Raw genomic sequence first — 19,852 nt, forward strand, 5'->3', positions numbered from 1 at the left:
AGGCGCTGAACCCGTCAGCAGCCGGAGCGACCGGTCCCGACGTCGATTCCAATGGAGACAGGACGTGTCCCGTCAGGTGTTCCTCTACGACCCCCCGGACCGCTTCGTGGCCGGTACGGTCGGGCTGCCCGGGCGCCGGACCTTCTTCCTGCAGGCCTCCTCAGGGCAGCGGGTCACCAGCGTGTCCCTGGAGAAGACCCAGGTCGCCGCGCTCGCCGAGCGCATGGACGAGCTGCTCGACGAGGTCGTGCGGCGCAGCGGAGGCAGTGCCCCGGTGCCCGCCGTCGCCCCCACCGAGGTCTCGGACACGGCACCGCTGGAGACCCCCATCGAGGAGGAGTTCCGCGTCGGCACCATGGCGTTGGCCTGGGACGGCGACGAGCAGCGCATGATCGTCGAGGCCCAGGCGCTGGTCGAGCTGGACGCCGATTCCGAGGAGGACCTCGCCGAGGCGGAGGAGCGGCTCCTCCAGGACGAGGAGAACGGCCCGCCGATGCTCCGCGTCCGCCTCACCGGCGCGCAGGCCAGGGCCTTCGCCAAGCGCGCCCTCGACGTCGTCAACGCGGGCCGGCCGCCGTGCCCGCTGTGCAGTCTTCCGCTCGACCCGGAGGGACACGTATGTCCGCGCCAGAACGGATACCGCCGCGGGGAGTGACCTCCGACGGGCGGACCTCGGCCGCCGTGCTGCTGGCCGAGGGGGAGCTGACCGTGCGCGGCCAGGTGCGCGAGGCGTCCAACGCGGTCCTGTACTGCTCGGTCTCGTACGAGGGACGCGAGGCCGCCTGCGTGTACAAGCCCGTCGCCGGGGAGCGCCCGCTGTGGGACTTCCCCGACGGGACGCTCGCGCAGCGCGAGGTCGCCGCGTACGAGGTGTCCGAGGCGACCGGGTGGGGGCTCGTACCGCCCACCGTGCTGCGTGAAGGGCCGTACGGCCAGGGCATGTGCCAGCTGTGGATCGAGGGGGTGCCCGGCTCGGAGCTGCTCGCCCTGGTGGACGGTGAGGAGGCGGGGGAGGGCTGGAAGGCCGTCGGCCTCGCCGAGGTCGGCGACGGCCGGACCGCGCTCCTCGTGCACGCCGACGACCGGCGGCTGCGCCGCCTCGCCGTCCTCGACGCCGTCATCAACAACGCGGACCGCAAGGGCGGCCATCTCCTGCCCGCCGCCGAGGACCGGCTCTACGGCATCGACCACGGTGTGACCTTCAACGTCGAGGACAAGCTGCGGACCCTGCTGTGGGGGTGGGCGGGGGAGCCACTCACGGACGAGGCCGTCGACGTGCTGAAGCGGTTGCGGGACTCGTTGGGCGACGGCGGGGAACTGACCGCGAAGCTGGCGCCCCTGATCACGGCCGCCGAACTGGACGCCACCAGGGGGCGGGTCGCCGCCCTGCTGAGGACCGGCCGTCACCCGGAACCGAGCGGGGAGTGGCCGGCGATCCCGTGGCCGCCGGTGTGAGGACATCCGAGGGGTGACCCGGACGGGCACGGCGGACCGTCCGATCCGCCCCGTCATCCGACGCACCATCCGCCTGATATCCGACGCACCGTCCGCCCCACCGCCGGTGGCCGCCGTACCCCGCGTGGCTCCGAGCCGTCGGGCGCCCGGCTTAACCAGGGAAGGATCGGGTTAGGCTCGTGGCATGTATGCCTGGCCCGCTTCTGAGGTCCCCGTCCTGCCCGGCAAGGGCCGCGACCTGAGGATCCACGACACCGCGACCGGCGGTCTGGTCACCCTTGACCCCGGTCCCGTCGCCCGTATCTACGTTTGCGGTATCACCCCGTACGACGCGACCCACATGGGTCACGCGGCGACCTACAACGCGTTCGACCTCGTTCAGCGCGTGTGGCTCGACACCAAGCGGCAGGTTCACTACGTCCAGAACGTCACCGACGTCGACGATCCGCTGCTGGAGCGGGCCGAGCGCGACGGCATCGACTGGGTGGCCCTCGCCGAGAAGGAGACCGCCCTCTTCCGTGAGGACATGACCGCCCTGCGGATGCTGCCGCCGCGGGAGTACATCGGCGCCGTCGAGGCCATCCCCGGCATCGTCCCGCTCGTCGAGCGGCTCCGCGACGCCGGCGCCGCGTACGAACTCGAGGGCGACATCTACTTCTCCGTCGAGTCCGACCCCGACTTCGGCAAGGTCTCCGGTCTCGACGCCGCCGCGATGCGGCTGCTGTCCGCCGAGCGCGGCGGCGACCCGGACCGGCCCGGCAAGAAGAACCCCCTCGACCCGATGCTGTGGATGGCCGCGCGCGAGGGCGAGCCGAGCTGGGACGGCGGCTCCCTCGGCCGCGGCCGGCCCGGCTGGCACATCGAGTGCGTCGCCATCGCCCTGGACCACCTCGGCATGGGCTTCGACGTGCAGGGCGGCGGCTCCGACCTCGCCTTCCCGCACCACGAGATGGGCGCCTCGCACGCCCAGGTGCTGACCGGCGAGTTCCCCATGGCCAAGGCGTACGTCCACGCCGGCATGGTCGCGCTGCACGGCGAGAAGATGTCGAAGTCCAAGGGCAACCTCGTCTTCGTCTCCCGGCTGCGCCGGGACGGGGTAGACCCGGCGGCCATACGGCTCGCGCTCCTCGCCCACCACTACCGGGCCGACTGGGAGTGGACCGACCAGGTCCTCGAGGACGCCGTCGCCCGGCTGGGCCGGTGGCGTGCCGCCGTCTCCCGGCCCGACGGGCCGCCCGCGGAGGCGCTCGTCGAGGAGATCCGCGAGGCCCTCGCCGACGACCTGGACGCCCCGGCCGCGCTCGCGGCGGTCGACCGCTGGGCCGCGCTCCAGCAGGAGCAGGGCGGCACGGACGAGGGGGCACCCGGTGTCGTCTCCCGCGCCGTGGACGCCCTCCTCGGCGTGGCCCTGTGAAGTAACGACTCTGCACCGTCGGCACGGCTTTGCACAGGCGGCACGGCTGGGCACCGTCGGCACCGCTTCGCGCTGACAGCACGGCTTCGGGCTGGCGGCACCGCTTCGCGCTGGCGGCACGGCTTCGCGCTGACGGCACAGGGATGACCGGCCGTCACACGTGACACGTGCTCAGCGCGGCGCGGTGGTGTCGCAGCGAGGGGGCGCCTTCTCCGTTCGGAGGGGGCGCCCCTTTCACGTACGCGGGCGCCCTCTACGAAGACAGGGGCCTTTCCTCGCCGCGCACGCCGGGCCTCCCGCCGAGGCGGGGCCCTCGCTCCGCACCCGGCGGCCCCCAACGCCGAGGCGAGGGCCGTTCCTCCGTGCACGCGGGGGCGTCGAGGTCACTGTCGTGGGGCTGTCGAGGCCCTGTCGATCGGTTGTCGAAGGCTGCGGGGTGGAGCGGCATGTGATGGGGTGACAGACGTCAGTCGAAGCCGGACCGGCCAGCCGCCGGTCCCTTCGTGGAAGGGACGCACAGTGGCACCCCCGCACTCCTCCTCCCGCTCCTCCCTCTCCCCCCACTCCGCCCGACACCCCGTCAGCCGACGCGGACTGCTCACGGCATCGGCCGCCACCGCGGGCGCCCTGCTCGTCGGGACGTCGGCCGCCGGGACCGCGTCGGCCGCCGGGACCGCCGCGGCGGCCGGAAAGACCTGGCCGGACGTCATCCCGCTCCCCAACGGCTTCCGCCCCGAGGGCATCACCATCGGCGGCGGCCCCTACGCCTACCTCGGCTCCCTCGGCGACGGCTCCATCTACCGCGCCGACCTGCGCACCGGGCAGGGCCGCATCATCTCCACCGGACCCGGAACCGCCTCCGTCGGCCTCGAACTCGACGGACGGGGACGGCTGTTCGTGGCCGGACGCGCCCAGGGTGCCCGCGTGGTGGACGTACGCACCGGCGCGGTCCTCGCCTCGTACCGGCTCACCGCGACGACGCCCAGCTTCGCCAACGACGTCGTCCTGACCCCGAGGGCCGCATGGTTCACCGACTCGTTCCAGCCGGCCCTCCACGTGCTGCCGCTCGGCAAGCACGGTGAGCTGCCGCACGCGGACGACGTGGTGACGCTCACCCTGCGCGGCGACTGGGCCCAGACACCCGGCGAGACGGTCAACGCCAACGGCATCACCGGAACCCCGGACGGCAAGGCCCTGCTCGTCGTGCAGTCCGGCGCCGGGGGACTGCACCGGGTCGACCCGCGCACCGGCGTCACCCGGCTCGTCGACCTCGGCGACTCCGCGCCCCTCACCAACGGCGACGGCCTGCTGCTCCTCGGACGGCGGCTGTACGTGGTGCAGAACCGTCAGAACGCGATCGACGTGTTCAAGCTCGCCGCGGACGGCCGCTCCGGCATCTTCGAGGGGCGGCTCACGGACCCGGACTTCGACGTCCCGACGACCGTCGCCGCCCACAACAACCGCCTGTACCTGCCCAACGCCCGCTTCACCACGACCCCGACGCCGGAGACGACGTACACGGTCGTCGCCGTGGAGCACTGACCGGCGGCCGACGGACCGGCACGGACCAGGGAGTCCGCCGCGCTCCCCGCCCCCTGCGCCAGGGAGCGGGGAGCGCGGTGACGTCCTCTCACGGGACCGGGTCGATCAGTCCTCCGACGACTCCTCGTCGTCGCCGCCCGCCCGTGGCGGCTTGGGCGGTCGCGCCCGGCCACCGGGGTTGTCCTTCGGGTTCCACGCGCCGGGGCCGGTGTCGCCCCCGTCCGCCGTGGCGTGACCGCCGGACGCACCGGTGGGGCCGCCGTCGCGGCGCCGCAGATACCGCTCGAACTCGCGGGCGATCGCCTCTCCCGACGCCTCCGGCAGCTCCGCGGTGTCCCGGGCCTCCTCCAGCGTCTGCACGTACTCCGCGACCTCGCTGTCCTCGGCGGCCAGCTGGTCCACGCCCACCTGCCAGGCGCGCGCGTCCTCGGGCAGCTCGCCCAGCGGGATACGCACGTCGATCAGGTCCTCCAGGCGGTTGAGGAGGGCCAGCGTCGCCTTCGGGTTCGGCGGCTGCGACACGTAGTGCGGCACCGCGGCCCACAGCGACACCGCCGGGACCCCGGCGTGCGTGCACGCCTCCTGGAGGATGCCGACGATGCCCGTGGGGCCCTCGTACTTGGTCTCCTCCAGGTCCATCCGCTGCGCGAGATCCGGGTCCGACGTGACCCCGCTGACGGGGACCGGACGCGTGTGCGGGGTGTCACCGAGCAGGGCGCCCAGGATCACCACCAACTCCACGCCCAGCTCGTGGGCGAAGCCCAGCAGCTCGTTGCAGAACGAGCGCCACCGCATCGACGGCTCGATACCGCGGACCAGTACGAGATCGCGGGGCTTGTCGCCGCCGACCCGCACCACCGACAACCTTGTCGTCGGCCAAGTGATCTTGCGTACGCCGCCGTCCAGCCACACCGTGGGCCGGTTCACCTGGAAGTCGTAGTAGTCCTCGGCGTCCAGCGCCGCGAACACCTCGCCCTTCCACTCCCGGTCCAGGTGCGCGACCGCGGTGGAGGCGGCGTCGCCGGCGTCGTTCCAGCCTTCGAACGCGGCCACCATGACTGGGTCGATCAGCTCGGGAACCCCCTCCAGCTCGATCACCCAGCGCCTCCTTCCGACGTGCCCTCGCGTACGCCCCAACCTTACGGCGTGCCCAGGGGGCCTTCGCAGCCCCCTTGCACGGGGGAGTGAACGGATCAATGCCCCGTTCGCGCGGCGGAAACACGCGCGGCCCGCCGGGCGCGAGTGATCATCGCCTCACAGCGACGACCGCAGCCACTGCTCGACGCTCGCGATGTGGACCGTCGCCCAGGAGCGGGCGGCCTCGGCGTCGCGGTCGCGCAGGGCGGCGAGGATGGCGCGGTGTTCGTGGAGGGTGCGGCTGACGGCGTCCTCCTGGGTGAGGCCCCGCCAGACGCGGGCCCGGGTGGTGGGGCCCGACAGACCGTCCAGGAGGGAGCAGAGCACGGAGTTCCCGGAGCTCTGCACGATGCCCTTGTGGAACTCCAGGTCGCAGGCGACCAGTTCCTCCACCGACGGATCGTCACCCAGCTTGTCCAACTGGGCACCCAGCGCGTCCAGTTGCTGCTCGCTGATGCGCAACGCCGCCATCGCCGTGGCGGCCGGCTCCAGGATGCGGCGCACGGCGAGGAACTCCAGGACCGTGTCGTCGCGGTGGAAGTCCACGACGAAGCTCAGCGCCTCCAGCAGGAGCTGGGGGTCGAGGCTTGTCACATACGTGCCGTCGCCCTGCCGTACGTCCAGGATGCGGATCAGCGACAGGGCGCGCACCGCCTCGCGCAGGGAGTTGCGGGACAGCCCCAGATCGGCGGCGAGCTCGCTCTCCTTCGGCAGCCGGTCGCCCGGGCGCAGCGCCCCGGAGACGATCATGTCCTTGATCTTCTCGATCGCCTCGTCGGTGACTGCCATGGCGCCGCCCTCCCTGCCGTTCCCTGCCTGATCAGACATCCGATGTCTCAGGTCATTATGGTCCCACCCCGGAGGAGCGTTCCCCGGTCGGCGACCGTGCCCCCGCCCGGCGCCCGGCCGAAGGGCTCCTCCAGCTCCGGTTCTCGGTCATTTTCGCAGGTCACGTACGGCCATGGGCGCCGTCGGTACACCGGCGGTCCTACGCTGATCACACGATCCGGAGGCAGGAGGCACGGGGGTGGGGATGCGGATCCGACCGGCGCGCACCGACGAGGCGGCGGCGCTGACCGAGCTGGTGCTGCGCTCGAAGGCCCACTGGGGCTACGGCGCGGAGTTCCTGGAGGCGTGCCGGGCGGAACTCACCATCCGCCCGGACGACATCCGCCGCCGTCGCGTGGTCGTCGCCGAGGACACCGACAGCGCAGTCGTGGGGGTGGCGTCCCTGGAGGGCTCGGCACCCGAGGGCAGCCTCGGCCTGTGCTTCGTCGAACCCGCCGCCATCGGCCGGGGCGTGGGCCGCGCCCTCTACTTCCATGTGACGCGTGCCGCCCGCGAGCTCGGCTTCGCCCGGCTCACCATCGAGGCGGACCCGAACGCCGAACCCTTCTACCGCCGGCTGGGCGCCCGCCCCGTCGGCCGCACGGCCTCCGGTTCCCTCGCGGGCCGTGAACTCCCGCTCCTCGAAGTGCGCCTCCCGCCCCGGACCGAGGGCTGGACGCAGGCGTGGACCGCGGGGCGCCGTGCCGTCCACCTCGGCAACGTCGCCGGGTTCCAGTCCCAGTTCGGCCCGGTCTCCCCGCAGGCCGCGCACTACTCCTGCCTGGCCGCGTTCCTCTCGCCCCACCCGGCCGTCCTGATCCTGCCCGCCGCCGTCCCACCGGACTGGACCGACCTGATCGGCCGACCCCTGGGCTGGGGCCCCGTGGAGGTCTACGACGGCCTGACGGAACCACCCGGCCGGACGGACGGCCAGGCGGATGGTCGGACGGGCGGCTTCACGGCACGCGCGACCCGGCCCGCCCCGGAGGCTCAGGGCGACACCCTGACCCGGGCCGTCCTGTCCCGCCCGGCCCTGCTCCGGCGGCTGGACTCCCTCGACCTGCCCCTCCTCCCCTGGGGCCGCACCCCCGCCGTCGCCGAGCTGACCGGCGTACCCCTGGGCCCCGAAGCGTTGCGGTACGAGTCCAAGCGGGCCTCGCACGAGCTGTTCACCCGGCTCGCCCCGGCCCACCCGGAGGTCCGGGTGCCCGAGCAGTGGCAGCCGGCCACCCGGCGGGACGCGGCACGGCTGCTGAGGAGGCGGACCCGCGCGGGCCTGGCGACGGTCGTCAAGACCGAGCACGGCGCCGGAGGTTCCGGCACCGTCGTGATCCGGGACCAGGGCCCCGGCGTGCTGCCACGCCTGAGGAGATCTCCGCTGCCCCGAGGTCCCGTCCTGCTGGAGGAGTTCGTCGCCGGGGAGACAGAGCCACGGGACGTGACCTTCGACGGGCTCGTCGACGCGGACGGCCGCGTCCACGTGGTGGGCGTCGCCGTCATGGACGTCCTCGGTACGGCCTACCGGGGCGCCACCGTGGGCCCCGGTGTCGTACCGCCGGGGCTCGCCGAGGCCGCGGCACGGTTCGGCGCCGCCGTGGGGGAGCGGATCGCGGCGAGCGGCCACCGGGGCTGGTTCGACGTCGACTTCGTCACCGGCTCCGACGGCCGCCCGGCACCCACCGAGATCAACCTCCGGATGACCGGCCCGTCCGTCGCCTTCATGGTCAAGGCGCGGCTGGACGAGACCCGCGGGGGCGACCACCTCGTCCGCAGCGTCGATCACGTACCCCTCGGCGCCCGGCTGCCCGGCCCCGCCCTGTCCGCCTTCCTGCGCGAGACCGCCGCGCGCTGCGCCGGGATCGACGCCGTCCTGCTGCCCTCGATCCCCACCGCCGCCTTCGCGGCCGCCCCCTACCTGGGCGTCGTCCTGGCCGCGCACACCCGTGCACGCCTCGACGCCGCCGAGACCCTGGTGCGCGCGGCGGCCCGCGACACCGGCCGCGTTTTCACGACCCAGGGGCGACCGGGGCGGGCTCCGGGCGGCGGGTCACGTACACCGCCACCACCACCGCCGCGATCATCAGCGGCACGTTGAAGGCGTACACCAGGGCCGCCTGCCGTTCCCAGTCGTTCTTCGCCGCCAGCCGGTAGAGGTTGTCCTGCGGCCACCAGGAGACGAGCAGCCACACCACGGCCAGGTGCGCGGCCGTCGTCAGTCCGCCGGAGCGGCCCTGGCGGCGCATCAGCGGGCGCCCGGCGACCAGGAAGGCGAGGCCGACACCGAACGCCAGCAACTCGGCGGCGTACAGCCCCCGGAACAGCCACGACCACGGCGTGGGCACCAAGGTGAGGTCGGTCGAGCCCGGCCAGAGGACATCGGTGAGGATCGCGGCGAGCGGCAGGACCACGACGAGCACCGCGCAGCCCACCCCGTAGAGGAACCCGGCCGGGCCCGCGCCCGTGCCGCCACCCTTGCCGTTCACCGGCGCGGACGCCCCGTGCCGCGCGGGCAGCGGCAGCAGCCGGCGGTCGATCCGCCCGGCCCGGTCACGGGGCAGGGCCTCCAGGGTCACCACGGTCGTCGGGATCTCCTGGTCCGGCACCACGCCCCGCAGCCGGGCGCGTATCTCGTCGGCGCCCGGAGCGGCCGTCGGCGAGGTCGGGACGACGTAGGCGACGAGCCGCTCCTCGTCCACGGCGGCGATCACGGACTCCCGAATGCCGGGGTGCGCGCCCAGCGCCGTCTCGGCCCGGTAGGGGTCGACGCTACGGCCGCGGACACGGACCCGGTGCGCCAGCCGGCCGCCGAACTCCAGCAGCCCGTCCTCCCGCAGCGTCCCCGCGTCCCCGGTGGCCACCGCGTCCCGGCCGCCCGTGCCGACGGAGCGATCCGACCCGCCGGGGCCGTCGGAGGCCCCCGCACCATCGGAGCCCCCCGAGCCGTCGGAGCGATCCGAGCCGTCGGTGCCGTCGATGCCGCCGGTGTGGTCGGCGACGCCGGTGTGGTCGGCGACGCCGTCCGGGGGTGTCAGCCAGATCTCGCCCTTGCGGACCTCGGCCCGGCAGCCGGGGAACGGGCGGCCGAGGAGGCTGACCCGGCCGGGCTCGGCCACCGGGCCGGTGAGCTGGTCCGTCTCGAACCAGGTGCCGCAGCCCGCGACCTCCGCGGTCCCGTAGACGTTGACCAGCCGCGCCCCCGGCGCCAGCCGCCCTTGGAGCCGTACCTGCTCGTCGAGGCCGAGCCGTTCCCCGCCGACCGCCACCAGCCGCAGTCCCGCGGGCGGCGCCGTCGAGTCGAGCAGCAGCCGGGCCGCGTACGGGTCGGTGTCCAGCACCGTGACGCCCTCGGCGTAGGGCCGCTCCCACAGGGCGGGCCCGGTCTCGTCCTCCGGCAGCACCAGCGTGCCGCCGGAGCACAGGGCCCGGACCCAGCCGTAGGTGAAGGCGGCGGCGTCGGCCGGCGCGGTCACCAGATGGACGTCGGAGGGCCGCAGGCCAAACGTCTCGGCCCAGGCACGGTAGGCGTCGTGCAGCCGCTGGTGGCCGACCTCCACCGCCCGCCGCTCACCCGAGGTGCCCGCCGAGAACAGCACCGCCGCCGTCACCCCGCAGGGCGCGGCGGCGGGCTCGGGGGAGTGGGCGTCGATCAGCGCCGCGTCGGTGTCCAGGCAGACGACGGGCCGGCCGGTGCCGTCGTCCACCGCCGGCGCGTACCGGGCGTGCGTGAGGACCGTACGCGCCCCGGACCGCTCCACTGCCCGCCCGATGTCCCCCGTCGACTGGCGCGGGCCGATCAGGGCGAAGGCCCCGCCCGCCTTGAGCACGCCCAGCACGGCGACGAGGACGTCCGGTGTCCCGGAGGCGCACACCGCGACGGTCTCTCCGGTGCCGAGCCCCGAGTCCAGCAGATGCCGGGCCAGACGGTTGGCCCGGCCCTCCAGCTCCCCGTACGTCAACCGGGCCGTCGCGGTGGCCACCGCGGGCCGGTCGGGTGTCAGTCGCGCCCATGCCTCGAACAACCGATGGAGTTCGTTTGCCCCGTTCATGACCATTGATCATGGCAGAGGCAGGGCCCACCGGGAAGAAGATCCGACCGGGGAGGAGACCGGACCGGGAAGCAGACCGGACCGGGGAGAAGACTCGACACAGGCCGAGGGGGCGGCTCCACCACATCGGTGGAGCCGCCCCCTCGCGGTTCGGCCCCGGAGCGGCAGGGGCCGTTTCCCGGCCGTCCGGCCCCGGTCAGGGGAGAGGCCGGACCGGCAGGCGGGTCTACTTCTTGTCGAGCAGGTCCTGGACCTTCGTACGGACCTCGTCCGTCGCCAGACCCCGGATCGTCAGCGTCGTCCGGCGGCGCAGCACGTCGTCGGCGGTCTCGGCCCACTCGGTGTCACGGGCGTACACGACCTGCGCCCAGATCTCCGGCGCGTCGGGGTGGACCCGCTCGGCCAGCTCGGGGTTCTCGTTGGCGAGACGGGCGATGTCGAAGGCCAGCGAACCGTAGTGCGTGGCCAGGTGCCGCGCGGTGTCGGCACCCATGCGGGGGCCCGGCGCCGGACGGTCGGTGAGCAGTCGGTGCGCGACCGCCCGCGGGTTGGCGATGCCGGGCAGCGGCAGCTTCCGCGGCAGCGTGGCGACCGGCTCGAAGTCCTCGCCCAGCGGGTGGCCCGGCAGGGCCTCCAGCTTCTTCATGATGGTGCGGCCGATGTGCCGGAACGTCGTCCACTTGCCGCCCGCGATGGACAGCATGCCGCCCCGGCCCTCGCTGACGACCGTCTCCCGCTTGGCCTTGGCGGTGTCGCCGGGGCCGCCCGGAAGCACCCGCAGGCCCGCGAAGGCGTACGTGATCAGATCGCGGTCGAGCTGCTGGTCCCGGACGGAGAACGCGGCCTCGTCCAGGATCTGGGCTATGTCCTTGTCGTTGACCGCGACGTCCGCGGGGTCACCCTCGTACATCTCGTCCGTGGTGCCCAGCAGCAGCATGTCCTCCCAGGGCAGGGCGAACGTGATGCGGTACTTGTCGATCGGGGTGGCGAGCGCGGCCTTCCAGGGGGAGGTCCGCTTCAGCACCAGGTGCGCCCCCTTGGACAGCCGGATCGAGGGGGCCGCGTTCGGGTCCTCCATGCGGCGCAGGTGGTCGACCCACGGGCCGGTCGCGTTCAGCACCAGGCGGGCGCTCACGCCGAACTCGTCGCCGGAGAGCCGGTCGCGCAGCTCGGCGCCGGTCACCCGGCCCTTGGTGAAGCGCAGTCCGGTGACCTCCGCGTGGTTCAGGACCACCGCACCGGACTCGACGGCCGCGCGGACCGTCATCAGCGCCATCCGGGAGTCGTTCATCTGACCGTCGCCGTACACGGCCACGGCCTTCAGGTTCTCGGTGCGCAGCTCGGGCACGTCCTGCGCGGCCTTCGCCGGCGACAGCAGATGCCCGACGCCGTCACCGAACGCCGACAGCGCGGAGTAGGCGAAGACGCCCGCCCCGAGCTTCGCCGCGCCGTGCGGCCCGCCCTTGTACACGGGGAGGTAGAACGTGAGCGGGTTCGCCAGGTGGGGGGCCACCTGGCGGGAGACCGCACGGCGCTCGAAGTGGTTCTCCGCCACCAGCTTCACCGCGCCGGTCTGCAGATAGCGCAGACCGCCGTGGAGCAGCTTGGAGGAGGCGGAGGAGGTGGCGCCGGCGAAGTCACCGGCGTCGACCAGCGCCACCCTGAGCCCGGACTGCGCGGCGTGCCAGGCGGTGGAGATGCCCAGGATGCCGCCGCCGATCACGAGGAGGTCGTACGACGCCTTGGAGAGCTGTTCCCGGGTCTCGGCTCGGCTCGGGTTCGAGCCGGACGCCGGGCGCGTCCCCAGGGCAGGCAGGGCTTGCAGGGTGGACTGACTGGTCATGTCGGGTTCTTACTCCTCATCAGAGCCGGTACCGGAGGCTTCGGGCCCCGGCTCAGCTCTCGTCCTCGAGCCAGCCCATGGTCCGCTCGACGGCCTTGAGCCAGCTCTTGTACTCACGGTCGCGGGTGTCCGCGTCCATGCGGGGGGTCCACTCGGCGGCCCGCCGCCAGTTGGCGCGCAGGTCGTCGGTGCTGGTCCAGAAGCCGACGGCGAGACCGGCGGCGTAGGCGGCGCCGAGGCAGGTCGTCTCGGCGACCATCGGGCGCACCACGGGGGCGTCCAGGAAGTCCGAGAGGGTCTGCATCAGCAGGTTGTTGGAGGTCATGCCGCCGTCGACCTTGAGGGCCGCGAGCTCGACGCCGGAGTCCTTGGTCATGGCGTCCGTGATCTCACGGGTCTGCCAGGCGGTGGCCTCCAGGACGGCGCGCGCGAGGTGCGCCTTGGTGACGTACCGGGTGAGGCCGGCGATCACACCGCGGGCGTCGGAGCGCCAGTACGGGGCGAACAGACCGGAGAAGGCCGGCACGAAGTAGGCGCCGCCGTTGTCCTCGACCGAGAGCGCGAGGGTCTCGATCTCGGCGGCGGTGGAGATCAGGCCCATCTGGTCGCGCATCCACTGCACCAGTGAGCCGGTGACGGCGATGGAACCCTCGAGGGCGTAGACCGGCTTCTGGTCACCGATGCGGTAGCCGACGGTGGTCAGCAGGCCGGAGTACGAGTTGATGATCTTCTCGCCGGTGTTCAGCAGCATGAAGGTGCCGGTGCCGTACGTCGACTTGGCCTCGCCCTCGGCGAAACAGGTCTGGCCGAACAGGGCCGCCTGCTGGTCGCCGAGCGCCGAGGCGACCGGGATACCGCCCAGCAGGTCGCCCAGCTTGCCGCCGTTGACCTCGCCGTAGACCTCGGCCGAGGAGCGGATCTCGGGGAGCATCGCCAGCGGCACACCGATGGACTCGGCGATCTTCTCGTCCCACTCCAGGGTGTGGAGGTTCATCAGCATGGTGCGGGAGGCGTTGGTGACGTCGGTGTAGTGCTTGCCGCCGTTGACACCGCCGGTCAGGTTCCAGATGACCCAGGTGTCCATGGTGCCGAAGAGGATGTCGCCGGCCTCGGCGCGCTCGCGCAGGCCCTCGACGTTGTCCAGCAGCCAGCGGGCCTTCGGGCCGGCGAAGTAGGAGGCCAGCGGCAGACCGGTCTCACGGCGGAAACGGTCCTGCCCGACGTTGCGGCCGAGCTCCTTGCACAGGGCGTCGGTGCGGGTGTCCTGCCAGACGATGGCGTTGTGGACGGGCTCACCGGTGTTCTTGTCCCAGAGCAGCGTGGTCTCGCGCTGGTTGGTGATGCCGATGGCCTTGATGTCGTCGCGGGTGATGCCGGCCTTCTGGATGGCTCCGGCGACGACTTCCTGGACGTTGGTCCAGATCTCGTTGGCGTTGTGCTCGACCCAGCCCGGCTTCGGGAAGATCTGCTCGTGCTCCTTCTGGTCGACGGAGACGATACGGCCGTCCCGGTCGAAGACGATGCAGCGGCTGGAGGTGGTGCCCTGGTCGATGGCGGCGATGAAGGGGCCTGCGGTGTGGGCGTCGGTCACGGTGTGCTCCTGAAGGTCAACTGGTCGAAGGGCGGTACGTACGGCGCGTGCCGGGCGTCGGGCGACACCTGCGGCTCGTCGCTCGTAGGCGGGGCTCTTAGGCGAACGCGACGTTGTAGATGCCCGCGGCGATGGCGGCGCCGACCAGCGGACCGATCACCGGGACCCAGGCGTAGCTCCAGTCGGAGCCGCCCTTGTTGGGCAGGGGCAGAAGGGCGTGCACGATGCGCGGACCGAGGTCACGGGCCGGGTTGATCGCGTAACCGGTCGGACCGCCGAGGGACAGACCGATCGAGACCACGACGAGCGAGGTGATCAGGGCGCCGAGGGTGCCGAGTCCCTTGCCGCTGTCGTTGAGGCCCTGGGTGAGGACCGCGAGGACCAGCACGATGGTGCCGATGACCTCGGTGGCGACGTTCTGCACCGCGTTGCGGATCTCGGGGCCGGTGGAGAAGATGCCGAGCACGGGACCGGCAGCGGTCTCACGGGCCTCGACGGCCTTGGTCTTGGTGGTCTCCGCGTCCGAACCGCCGACGATCTCCCTGTCGGTGAGGTGGGCGTGGAACTGGCCGTAGTAGGCGACCCAGACCAGAGCGGCGCCGATCATCGCGCCGAGCAGCTGCCCGCCCCAGTAGGTGGGGACCTGGCTCCACTCGATGCCGTCGTCCTTCAGCGCGAGCGCGAGGGTCACGGCCGGGTTCAGATGCGCGCCGGAGAGCGGCGCGGAGGTGTAGACGGCCGTCAGAACGGCAAAACCCCACCCGAAGGTGATGGCGAGCCAACCGGCGTTACGGGCCTTGGAGGCCTTCAGCGTGACGGCGGCGCAGACGCCACCGCCGAGCAGGATGAGTATGGCGGTACCGATGGTCTCGCCGATGAAGATGTCGGAGCTGGACACCCGCGACTCCTTTGTCCTTCGTCCAGGGGAAGGCGGACCCCGGGTCCCATTCCGGGGGTCCGCGCCCTCGGGGGTGAGAGCTGTACCGGCCCTTGGCGTTGTCACACTCTAGCGTGTATTGCCGGTAGGTGTTCGACAATGCCGACCGATGGACGGGAGTCTTGCTGTGGCGTGAGTGGCTCGTCAAGGGTCCTGTTATCGAAAACCCGATCGTTATTGATCGAACTGTCTTATCGATCTTGCGTCGGCTGCTATGGGCGCGCACGCCGAGACCGCCACGACGCGCACGCCGAGACCGTGACGACCGCGTACGGCGAGGGCCGGGACACCGTCGGTGTCCCGGCCCTCGGAGGTTCGGCGGCCGCCGCACGGCACGCGCACGGCGGCCCGGCAGCGGTGGCAGGCGGGGTCAGAAGCGGGCGGCGCCCAGGTCGCGCGAGACGGCACGCGCGCAGTCCCGCACCGCCGCGATCAGCTCGGAACGCAGCTCGCCGTCCCGGCGCAGCCGCTCCACGGCGCCCGTGATGCCGACCGCGCCGACGGGCATGCGCCGCCGGTCGTGGATGGGGGCCGCGATCGAGGCGACGCCTTCCCAGGTCTCCTCGACGTCCGCCGCGTACCCGCGGGCGCGGGTGAGGTCCAGGACGCCCTCGAAGTCGTCCAGTTCGCACACGGTGCGCTCCGTGAACGCCTTGCGGTCGGTCTCCAGGACCTCGCTGTGCGCCACCGGGTCGTAGGCCGCGAGGACCTTGCCGAGGGCCGTGGAGTGCAGCGGCTGCATGGCCCCTATCTCCAGCACCTGCCGGCTGTCGTCGGGCCGGAAGACGTGGTGCACGATCAGCACGCCCTGCTGGTGCAGCACCCCCAGGTGGACGCTCTCGCCGCTGGAGCGGGCCAGGTCGTCCGTCCACACCAGGGCGCGCGCCCGCAGTTCGTGGACGTCGAGGTAGGTGGTGCCCAGGCGCAGCAGCTCGGCGCCCAGCTGGTAGCGCCCGGAGGCGTCGTCCTGCTCGACGAAGCCCTCCTGCTGGAGGGTGCGCAGTATGCCGTGGGCGGTGCCTTTGGCGAGGCCCAGCGACGAGGCGATGTCCGACAGGCCGAGTCGTCGCTCGCCGCCCGCGAGCAACCGCAGCATCGCGGCCGCCCGTTCGAGCGACTGGATGTTCCGTGCCATCGCCGTCCTGCCTCCGTCCCCTTCGACCGCCGCCCGCACATGAACTTCCAACGTTCGGCAATGTCGAACACTACCGGTCGTTGCCGACCTCTCGCTAATGGCCGTCAACACCTTTTCGGCCGAACGGGCCCGAGCGGCGCCCTTCCGGTGCCGGTCCCGTGTCCGTCCGGTGCGCGTCCGGTGGACACCTGGTGCCCGAGCGGTGTCGCCGTTCGTCCGTCGAGGGAGTAAACCGCACTCGACCGCTCACGCCACGCCGGTCCGCCCCGTGGACGCCCCTGACCCCGCCCGGCGCTCCGGGCTACCCTGACGGCGTGCGCCTTCCGTGGGAAGACGCAAAGCCGACAGCCGTCGCACTCCAGGGAGCACCTTCATGGCCTCGTCGCCGAATCCGTCCCTTTCGTCCGCCGCCGCCGCCGGGCGGGCCCGTTCCGACGCCCTGCGCGAGGCCCTCGCCACCCGTGTCGTGGTCGCCGACGGCGCGATGGGCACCATGCTCCAGGCCCAGGACCCCACCCTGGACGACTTCCAGCAGCTGGAGGGCTGCAACGAGGTCCTGAACGTCACCCGCCCCGACATCGTCCGTTCGGTGCACGCCGCCTACTTCGAGGCGGGCGTCGACTGCGTGGAGACCAACACGTTCGGCGCGAACCTCACCGCCCTCGGCGAGTACGACATCCCCGAGCGCACCGCCGAGCTGTCCGAGGCCGGCGCCCGCATCGCCCGCGAGACCGCCGACGAGTTCGCCGCGCGCGACGGCCGGCAGCGCTGGGTCCTCGGCTCGATCGGCCCCGGCACCAAGCTCCCCACCCTCGGCCACACCACGTTCACCGCCATCCGCGACGCCTACCAGCAGAACGCCGAGGGCCTCCTCGCGGGCGGCGCCGACGCCCTGCTCGTGGAGACCACCCAGGACCTCCTCCAGACCAAGGCGTCCGTCCTCGCCGCCCGCCGCGCCATGGCGACCGCCGGCTACGACGTCCCGCTGATCGTGTCGGTCACCGTCGAGACCACCGGCACGATGCTCCTCGGCTCCGAGATCGGCGCCGCGCTGACCGCGCTGGAGCCGCTCGGCATCGACATGATCGGCCTGAACTGCGCCACCGGCCCCGCCGAGATGAGCGAACACCTGCGCTACCTGTCGCGGCACTCCCGTGTCCGGCTCTCCTGCATGCCGAACGCCGGCCTGCCCGTGCTCACCAAGGACGGCGCCCACTACCCGCTGACCGCCCCCGAGCTGGCCACCGCCCAGGAGAACTTCGTCCGCGAGTACGGCCTCTCCCTCATCGGCGGCTGCTGCGGCACCACCCCCGAACACCTCCGCCAGGTCGTCGAGCGGGTCCGCGACCTCACCCCCACCGCCCGCGACCCCCGCCCCGAGCCGGGCGCCGCCTCCCTCTACCAGACCGTCCCGTTCCGCCAGGACACCTCGTACCTGGCCATCGGTGAGCGCACCAACGCCAACGGCTCGAAGAAGTTCCGCGAGGCCATGCTGGAGGCCCGCTGGGACGACTGTGTGGAGATGGCCCGCGACCAGATCCGCGAGGGCGCCCACATGCTCGACCTGTGCGTCGACTACGTGGGCCGCGACGGCGTTGCCGACATGGCCGAACTCGCCGGCCGCTTCGCCACCGCCTCCACCCTGCCCATCGTCCTCGACTCCACCGAGGTCGACGTCATCCAGGCGGGCCTCGAGAAGCTCGGCGGCCGGGCGGTCATCAACTCCGTCAACTACGAGGACGGCGACGGCCCCGAGTCCCGCTTCGCGAAGGTCACCCGTCTCGCGCAGGAGCACGGCGCCGCGCTGATCGCCCTCACCATCGACGAGGAGGGCCAGGCCCGCACCCCGCAGAAGAAGGTCGAGATCGCCGAACGGCTCATCGACGACCTCACGGGCAACTGGGGCATCCACGAGTCGGACATCCTCATCGACACCCTGACCTTCACCATCTGCACCGGTCAGGAGGAGTCCCGGGGGGACGGCATCGCCACCATCGAGGCGATCCGCGAACTCAAGCGCCGCCACCCGGACGTCCAGACCACCCTCGGCCTGTCCAACATCTCCTTCGGCCTCAACCCGGCCGCCCGCATCCTCCTCAACTCCGTCTTCCTCGACGAGTGCGTCAAGGCCGGTCTCGACTCGGCGATCGTGCACGCCAGCAAGATCCTGCCCATCGCCCGCTTCGACGAGGAGCAGGTGCGCACCGCCCTCGACCTCATCTACGACCGCCGCGCCGAGGGCTACGACCCCCTCCAGAAGCTCATGGAGCTCTTCGAGGGGGCCACCGCGAAGTCCCTGAAGGCGGGCAAGGCCGAGGAACTGGCCGCCCTGCCGCTGGAGGAACGCCTCAAGCGCCGCATCATCGACGGCGAACGCAACGGGCTTGAGGCCGACCTCGACGAGGCGCTGCTGACCCGCCCGGCCCTCGACATCGTCAACGACACACTCCTCGACGGCATGAAGGTCGTCGGTGAACTCTTCGGCTCCGGCCAGATGCAGCTGCCGTTCGTCCTGCAGTCCGCCGAGGTCATGAAGGCCGCCGTCGCCCACCTCGAACCGCACATGGAGAAGAGCGCCGACGGCGAGGAGGCGGGCAAGGGCACCATCGTCCTCGCCACCGTCCGCGGCGACGTCCACGACATCGGCAAGAACCTCGTCGACATCATCCTGTCCAACAACGGCTACAACGTCGTCAACCTCGGCATCAAGCAGCCGGTCTCCGCGATCCTCGACGCCGCCCAGGAGCACCGCGCCGACGTCATCGGCATGTCCGGTCTCCTGGTCAAGTCCACGGTGATCATGAAGGAGAACCTGGAGGAGCTGAACCAGCGGGGCCTCGCCGCGAACTACCCCGTCATCCTCGGCGGCGCCGCCCTCACCCGCGCCTACGTCGAGCAGGACCTGCACGAGATCTACGAGGGCGAGGTCCGCTACGCCCGCGACGCCTTCGAGGGCCTGCGCCTGATGGACGCCCTCATCGGCGTCAAGCGCGGTGTGCCCGGCGCCAAGCTGCCCGAACTGAAGCAGCGTCGGGTCCGCGCCGCCGCCACGACCGTCGAGGAGCGCCCCGAGGAGGGCCACGTCCGCTCCGACGTCGCCACCGACAACCCGGTGCCCACCCCGCCGTTCTGGGGCACCCGCGTCAGCAAGGGCATCCAGCTCAAGGAGTACGCCACCTGGCTGGACGAGGGCGCCCTCTTCAAGGGCCAGTGGGGACTCAAGCAGGCCCGCACCGGCGACGGCCCCAGCTACGAGGAGCTCGTGGAGACCGAGGGCCGGCCCCGGCTGCGCGGTCTGCTCGACCGCCTCCAGACCGAGAACCTCCTCGAAGCGGCCGTCGTCCACGGCTACTTCCCCTGTGTCTCCAAGGACGACGACCTCATCATCCTCGACGACGCCGGCAACGAACGGACCCGTTTCTCCTTCCCCCGCCAGCGTCGCGGCCGCCGGCTGTGCCTCGCCGACTTCTTCCGCCCGGAGGAGTCCGGCGAGACCGACGTCGTCGGCCTCCAGGTCGTCACTGTCGGCTCCCGCATCGGCGAGGAGACCGCCCGGCTCTTCGAGTCCGACTCCTACCGCGACTACCTCGAACTCCACGGCCTGTCCGTGCAGTTGGCCGAAGCGCTCGCCGAGTACTGGCACGCCCGGGTACGCGCCGAGCTCGGCTTCGGCGGTGAGGACCCGGCGGTCATCGAGGACATGTTCGACCTCAAGTACCGGGGTGCCCGCTTCTCCCTGGGCTACGGCGCCTGCCCCGACCTGGAGGACCGCGCCAAGATCGCCGAGCTCCTGGAGCCCGAGCGCATCGGCGTCCAGCTCTCGGAGGAGTTCCAGCTCCACCCCGAGCAGTCCACCGACGCCATCGTGATCCACCACCCCGAGGCGAAGTACTTCAACGCACGCTAGTAGTGGTTGGTCAGGTC

The 19,852-nt window shown here is 72.3% G+C and carries 13 protein-coding genes; 6 read left to right on the forward strand and 7 right to left on the reverse strand.

What is annotated here, in order from left to right; all coding sequences use genetic code 11:
- Window positions 1–64 precede the first annotated feature (64 nt).
- The 4 genes from AOK15_RS07685 (at window position 65) to AOK15_RS07700 (ending at window position 4,411) form a co-directional block, all read left to right on the forward strand.
- Window positions 65–655, forward strand: a complete 591-nt coding sequence (locus AOK15_RS07685) for a DUF3090 domain-containing protein (protein ID WP_055514112.1) — start codon at window positions 65–67, stop codon at window positions 653–655.
- The gene (locus AOK15_RS07690) at window positions 619–1,455 is read left to right on the forward strand and encodes an SCO1664 family protein (protein WP_055514114.1); all 837 of its coding nucleotides are present in this window, start codon (window positions 619–621) and stop codon (window positions 1,453–1,455) included. The genes AOK15_RS07685 and AOK15_RS07690 overlap by 37 nt, the downstream gene beginning before the upstream one ends.
- 184 nt (window positions 1,456–1,639) lie before the next feature.
- Window positions 1,640–2,869, forward strand: a complete 1,230-nt coding sequence (gene mshC / locus AOK15_RS07695; protein WP_055514116.1) for a cysteine--1-D-myo-inosityl 2-amino-2-deoxy-alpha-D-glucopyranoside ligase — start codon at window positions 1,640–1,642, stop codon at window positions 2,867–2,869.
- A gap of 519 nt (window positions 2,870–3,388) precedes the next feature.
- Window positions 3,389–4,411 carry an SMP-30/gluconolactonase/LRE family protein gene (locus AOK15_RS07700; protein ID WP_055514118.1) on the forward strand — a complete coding sequence of 341 codons (1,023 nt, stop codon included), beginning with the start codon at window positions 3,389–3,391 and terminating at the stop codon, window positions 4,409–4,411.
- A 105-nt stretch (window positions 4,412–4,516) separates the two neighbouring features.
- Here the strand turns inward: AOK15_RS07700 and AOK15_RS07705 are convergent, their stop codons facing one another.
- Window positions 4,517–5,509, reverse strand: coding sequence for a PAC2 family protein (locus tag AOK15_RS07705; RefSeq protein WP_055514120.1), 993 nt, complete (start codon window positions 5,507–5,509; stop codon window positions 4,517–4,519).
- A 156-nt stretch (window positions 5,510–5,665) separates the two neighbouring features.
- Window positions 5,666–6,337, reverse strand: a complete 672-nt coding sequence (locus AOK15_RS07710; protein ID WP_055514122.1) for a FadR/GntR family transcriptional regulator — start codon at window positions 6,335–6,337, stop codon at window positions 5,666–5,668.
- Window positions 6,338–6,581: 244 nt separating this feature from the next.
- Here AOK15_RS07710 and AOK15_RS48500 point away from each other — a divergent pair, with 244 nt between their 5' ends.
- Entirely contained in the window at window positions 6,582–8,471 is a 1,890-nt protein-coding gene (locus AOK15_RS48500; protein ID WP_338059886.1) for a GNAT family N-acetyltransferase, read from the forward strand.
- Here AOK15_RS48500 and AOK15_RS07720 read toward each other — a convergent pair.
- From AOK15_RS07720 to AOK15_RS07740, 5 genes are all read right to left on the reverse strand, one after another.
- Window positions 8,383–10,422: an AMP-binding protein gene (locus AOK15_RS07720; protein ID WP_167738797.1), complete on the reverse strand. Its 2,040-nt coding sequence runs from the start codon at window positions 10,420–10,422 to the stop codon at window positions 8,383–8,385. The genes AOK15_RS48500 and AOK15_RS07720 overlap by 89 nt on opposite strands.
- Before the next feature lie 226 nt (window positions 10,423–10,648).
- Window positions 10,649–12,265: a glycerol-3-phosphate dehydrogenase/oxidase gene (locus AOK15_RS07725; protein WP_055514129.1), complete on the reverse strand. Its 1,617-nt coding sequence runs from the start codon at window positions 12,263–12,265 to the stop codon at window positions 10,649–10,651.
- 52 nt (window positions 12,266–12,317) lie between these two features.
- Window positions 12,318–13,856, reverse strand: a complete 1,539-nt coding sequence (gene glpK / locus AOK15_RS07730; protein ID WP_055514131.1) for a glycerol kinase GlpK — start codon at window positions 13,854–13,856, stop codon at window positions 12,318–12,320.
- Window positions 13,857–13,953: 97 nt separating this feature from the next.
- Window positions 13,954–14,754: an MIP/aquaporin family protein gene (locus AOK15_RS07735; RefSeq protein ID WP_055514134.1), complete on the reverse strand. Its 801-nt coding sequence runs from the start codon at window positions 14,752–14,754 to the stop codon at window positions 13,954–13,956.
- A 409-nt stretch (window positions 14,755–15,163) separates the two neighbouring features.
- Window positions 15,164–15,928: an IclR family transcriptional regulator gene (locus tag AOK15_RS07740; protein ID WP_055514136.1), complete on the reverse strand. Its 765-nt coding sequence runs from the start codon at window positions 15,926–15,928 to the stop codon at window positions 15,164–15,166.
- A gap of 373 nt (window positions 15,929–16,301) precedes the next feature.
- Between AOK15_RS07740 and metH the strand changes: the two genes are divergently transcribed.
- Window positions 16,302–19,835 (forward strand): methionine synthase, encoded by a 3,534-nt coding sequence (metH, locus tag AOK15_RS07745; protein WP_055514138.1) that lies wholly within the window; start codon window positions 16,302–16,304, stop codon window positions 19,833–19,835.
- Window positions 19,836–19,852: the final 17 nt, after the last annotated feature.

Origin of the sequence: Streptomyces ossamyceticus, assembly GCF_001418475.1 — a bacterium.
Classification (GTDB): domain Bacteria; phylum Actinomycetota; class Actinomycetes; order Streptomycetales; family Streptomycetaceae; genus Streptomyces; species Streptomyces ossamyceticus.

Excerpts from the sequence above, each read along its gene's own strand:
- AOK15_RS07690 (WP_055514114.1), top strand. The coding sequence starts at position 619 with ATGTCCGCGCCAGAACGGATACCGCCGCGGGGAGTGACCTCCGACGGG.
- AOK15_RS07725 (WP_055514129.1), bottom strand. The coding sequence starts at position 12,265 with ATGACCAGTCAGTCCACCCTGCAAGCCCTGCCTGCCCTGGGGACGCGC.
- mshC (WP_055514116.1), top strand. The coding sequence starts at position 1,640 with ATGTATGCCTGGCCCGCTTCTGAGGTCCCCGTCCTGCCCGGCAAGGGC.
- AOK15_RS07720 (WP_167738797.1), bottom strand. The coding sequence starts at position 10,422 with ATGAACGGGGCAAACGAACTCCATCGGTTGTTCGAGGCATGGGCGCGA.
- AOK15_RS07740 (WP_055514136.1), bottom strand. The coding sequence starts at position 15,928 with ATGGCACGGAACATCCAGTCGCTCGAACGGGCGGCCGCGATGCTGCGG.
- metH (WP_055514138.1), top strand. The coding sequence starts at position 16,302 with ATGGCCTCGTCGCCGAATCCGTCCCTTTCGTCCGCCGCCGCCGCCGGG.
- AOK15_RS48500 (WP_338059886.1), top strand. The coding sequence starts at position 6,582 with ATGCGGATCCGACCGGCGCGCACCGACGAGGCGGCGGCGCTGACCGAG.
- AOK15_RS07710 (WP_055514122.1), bottom strand. The coding sequence starts at position 6,337 with ATGGCAGTCACCGACGAGGCGATCGAGAAGATCAAGGACATGATCGTC.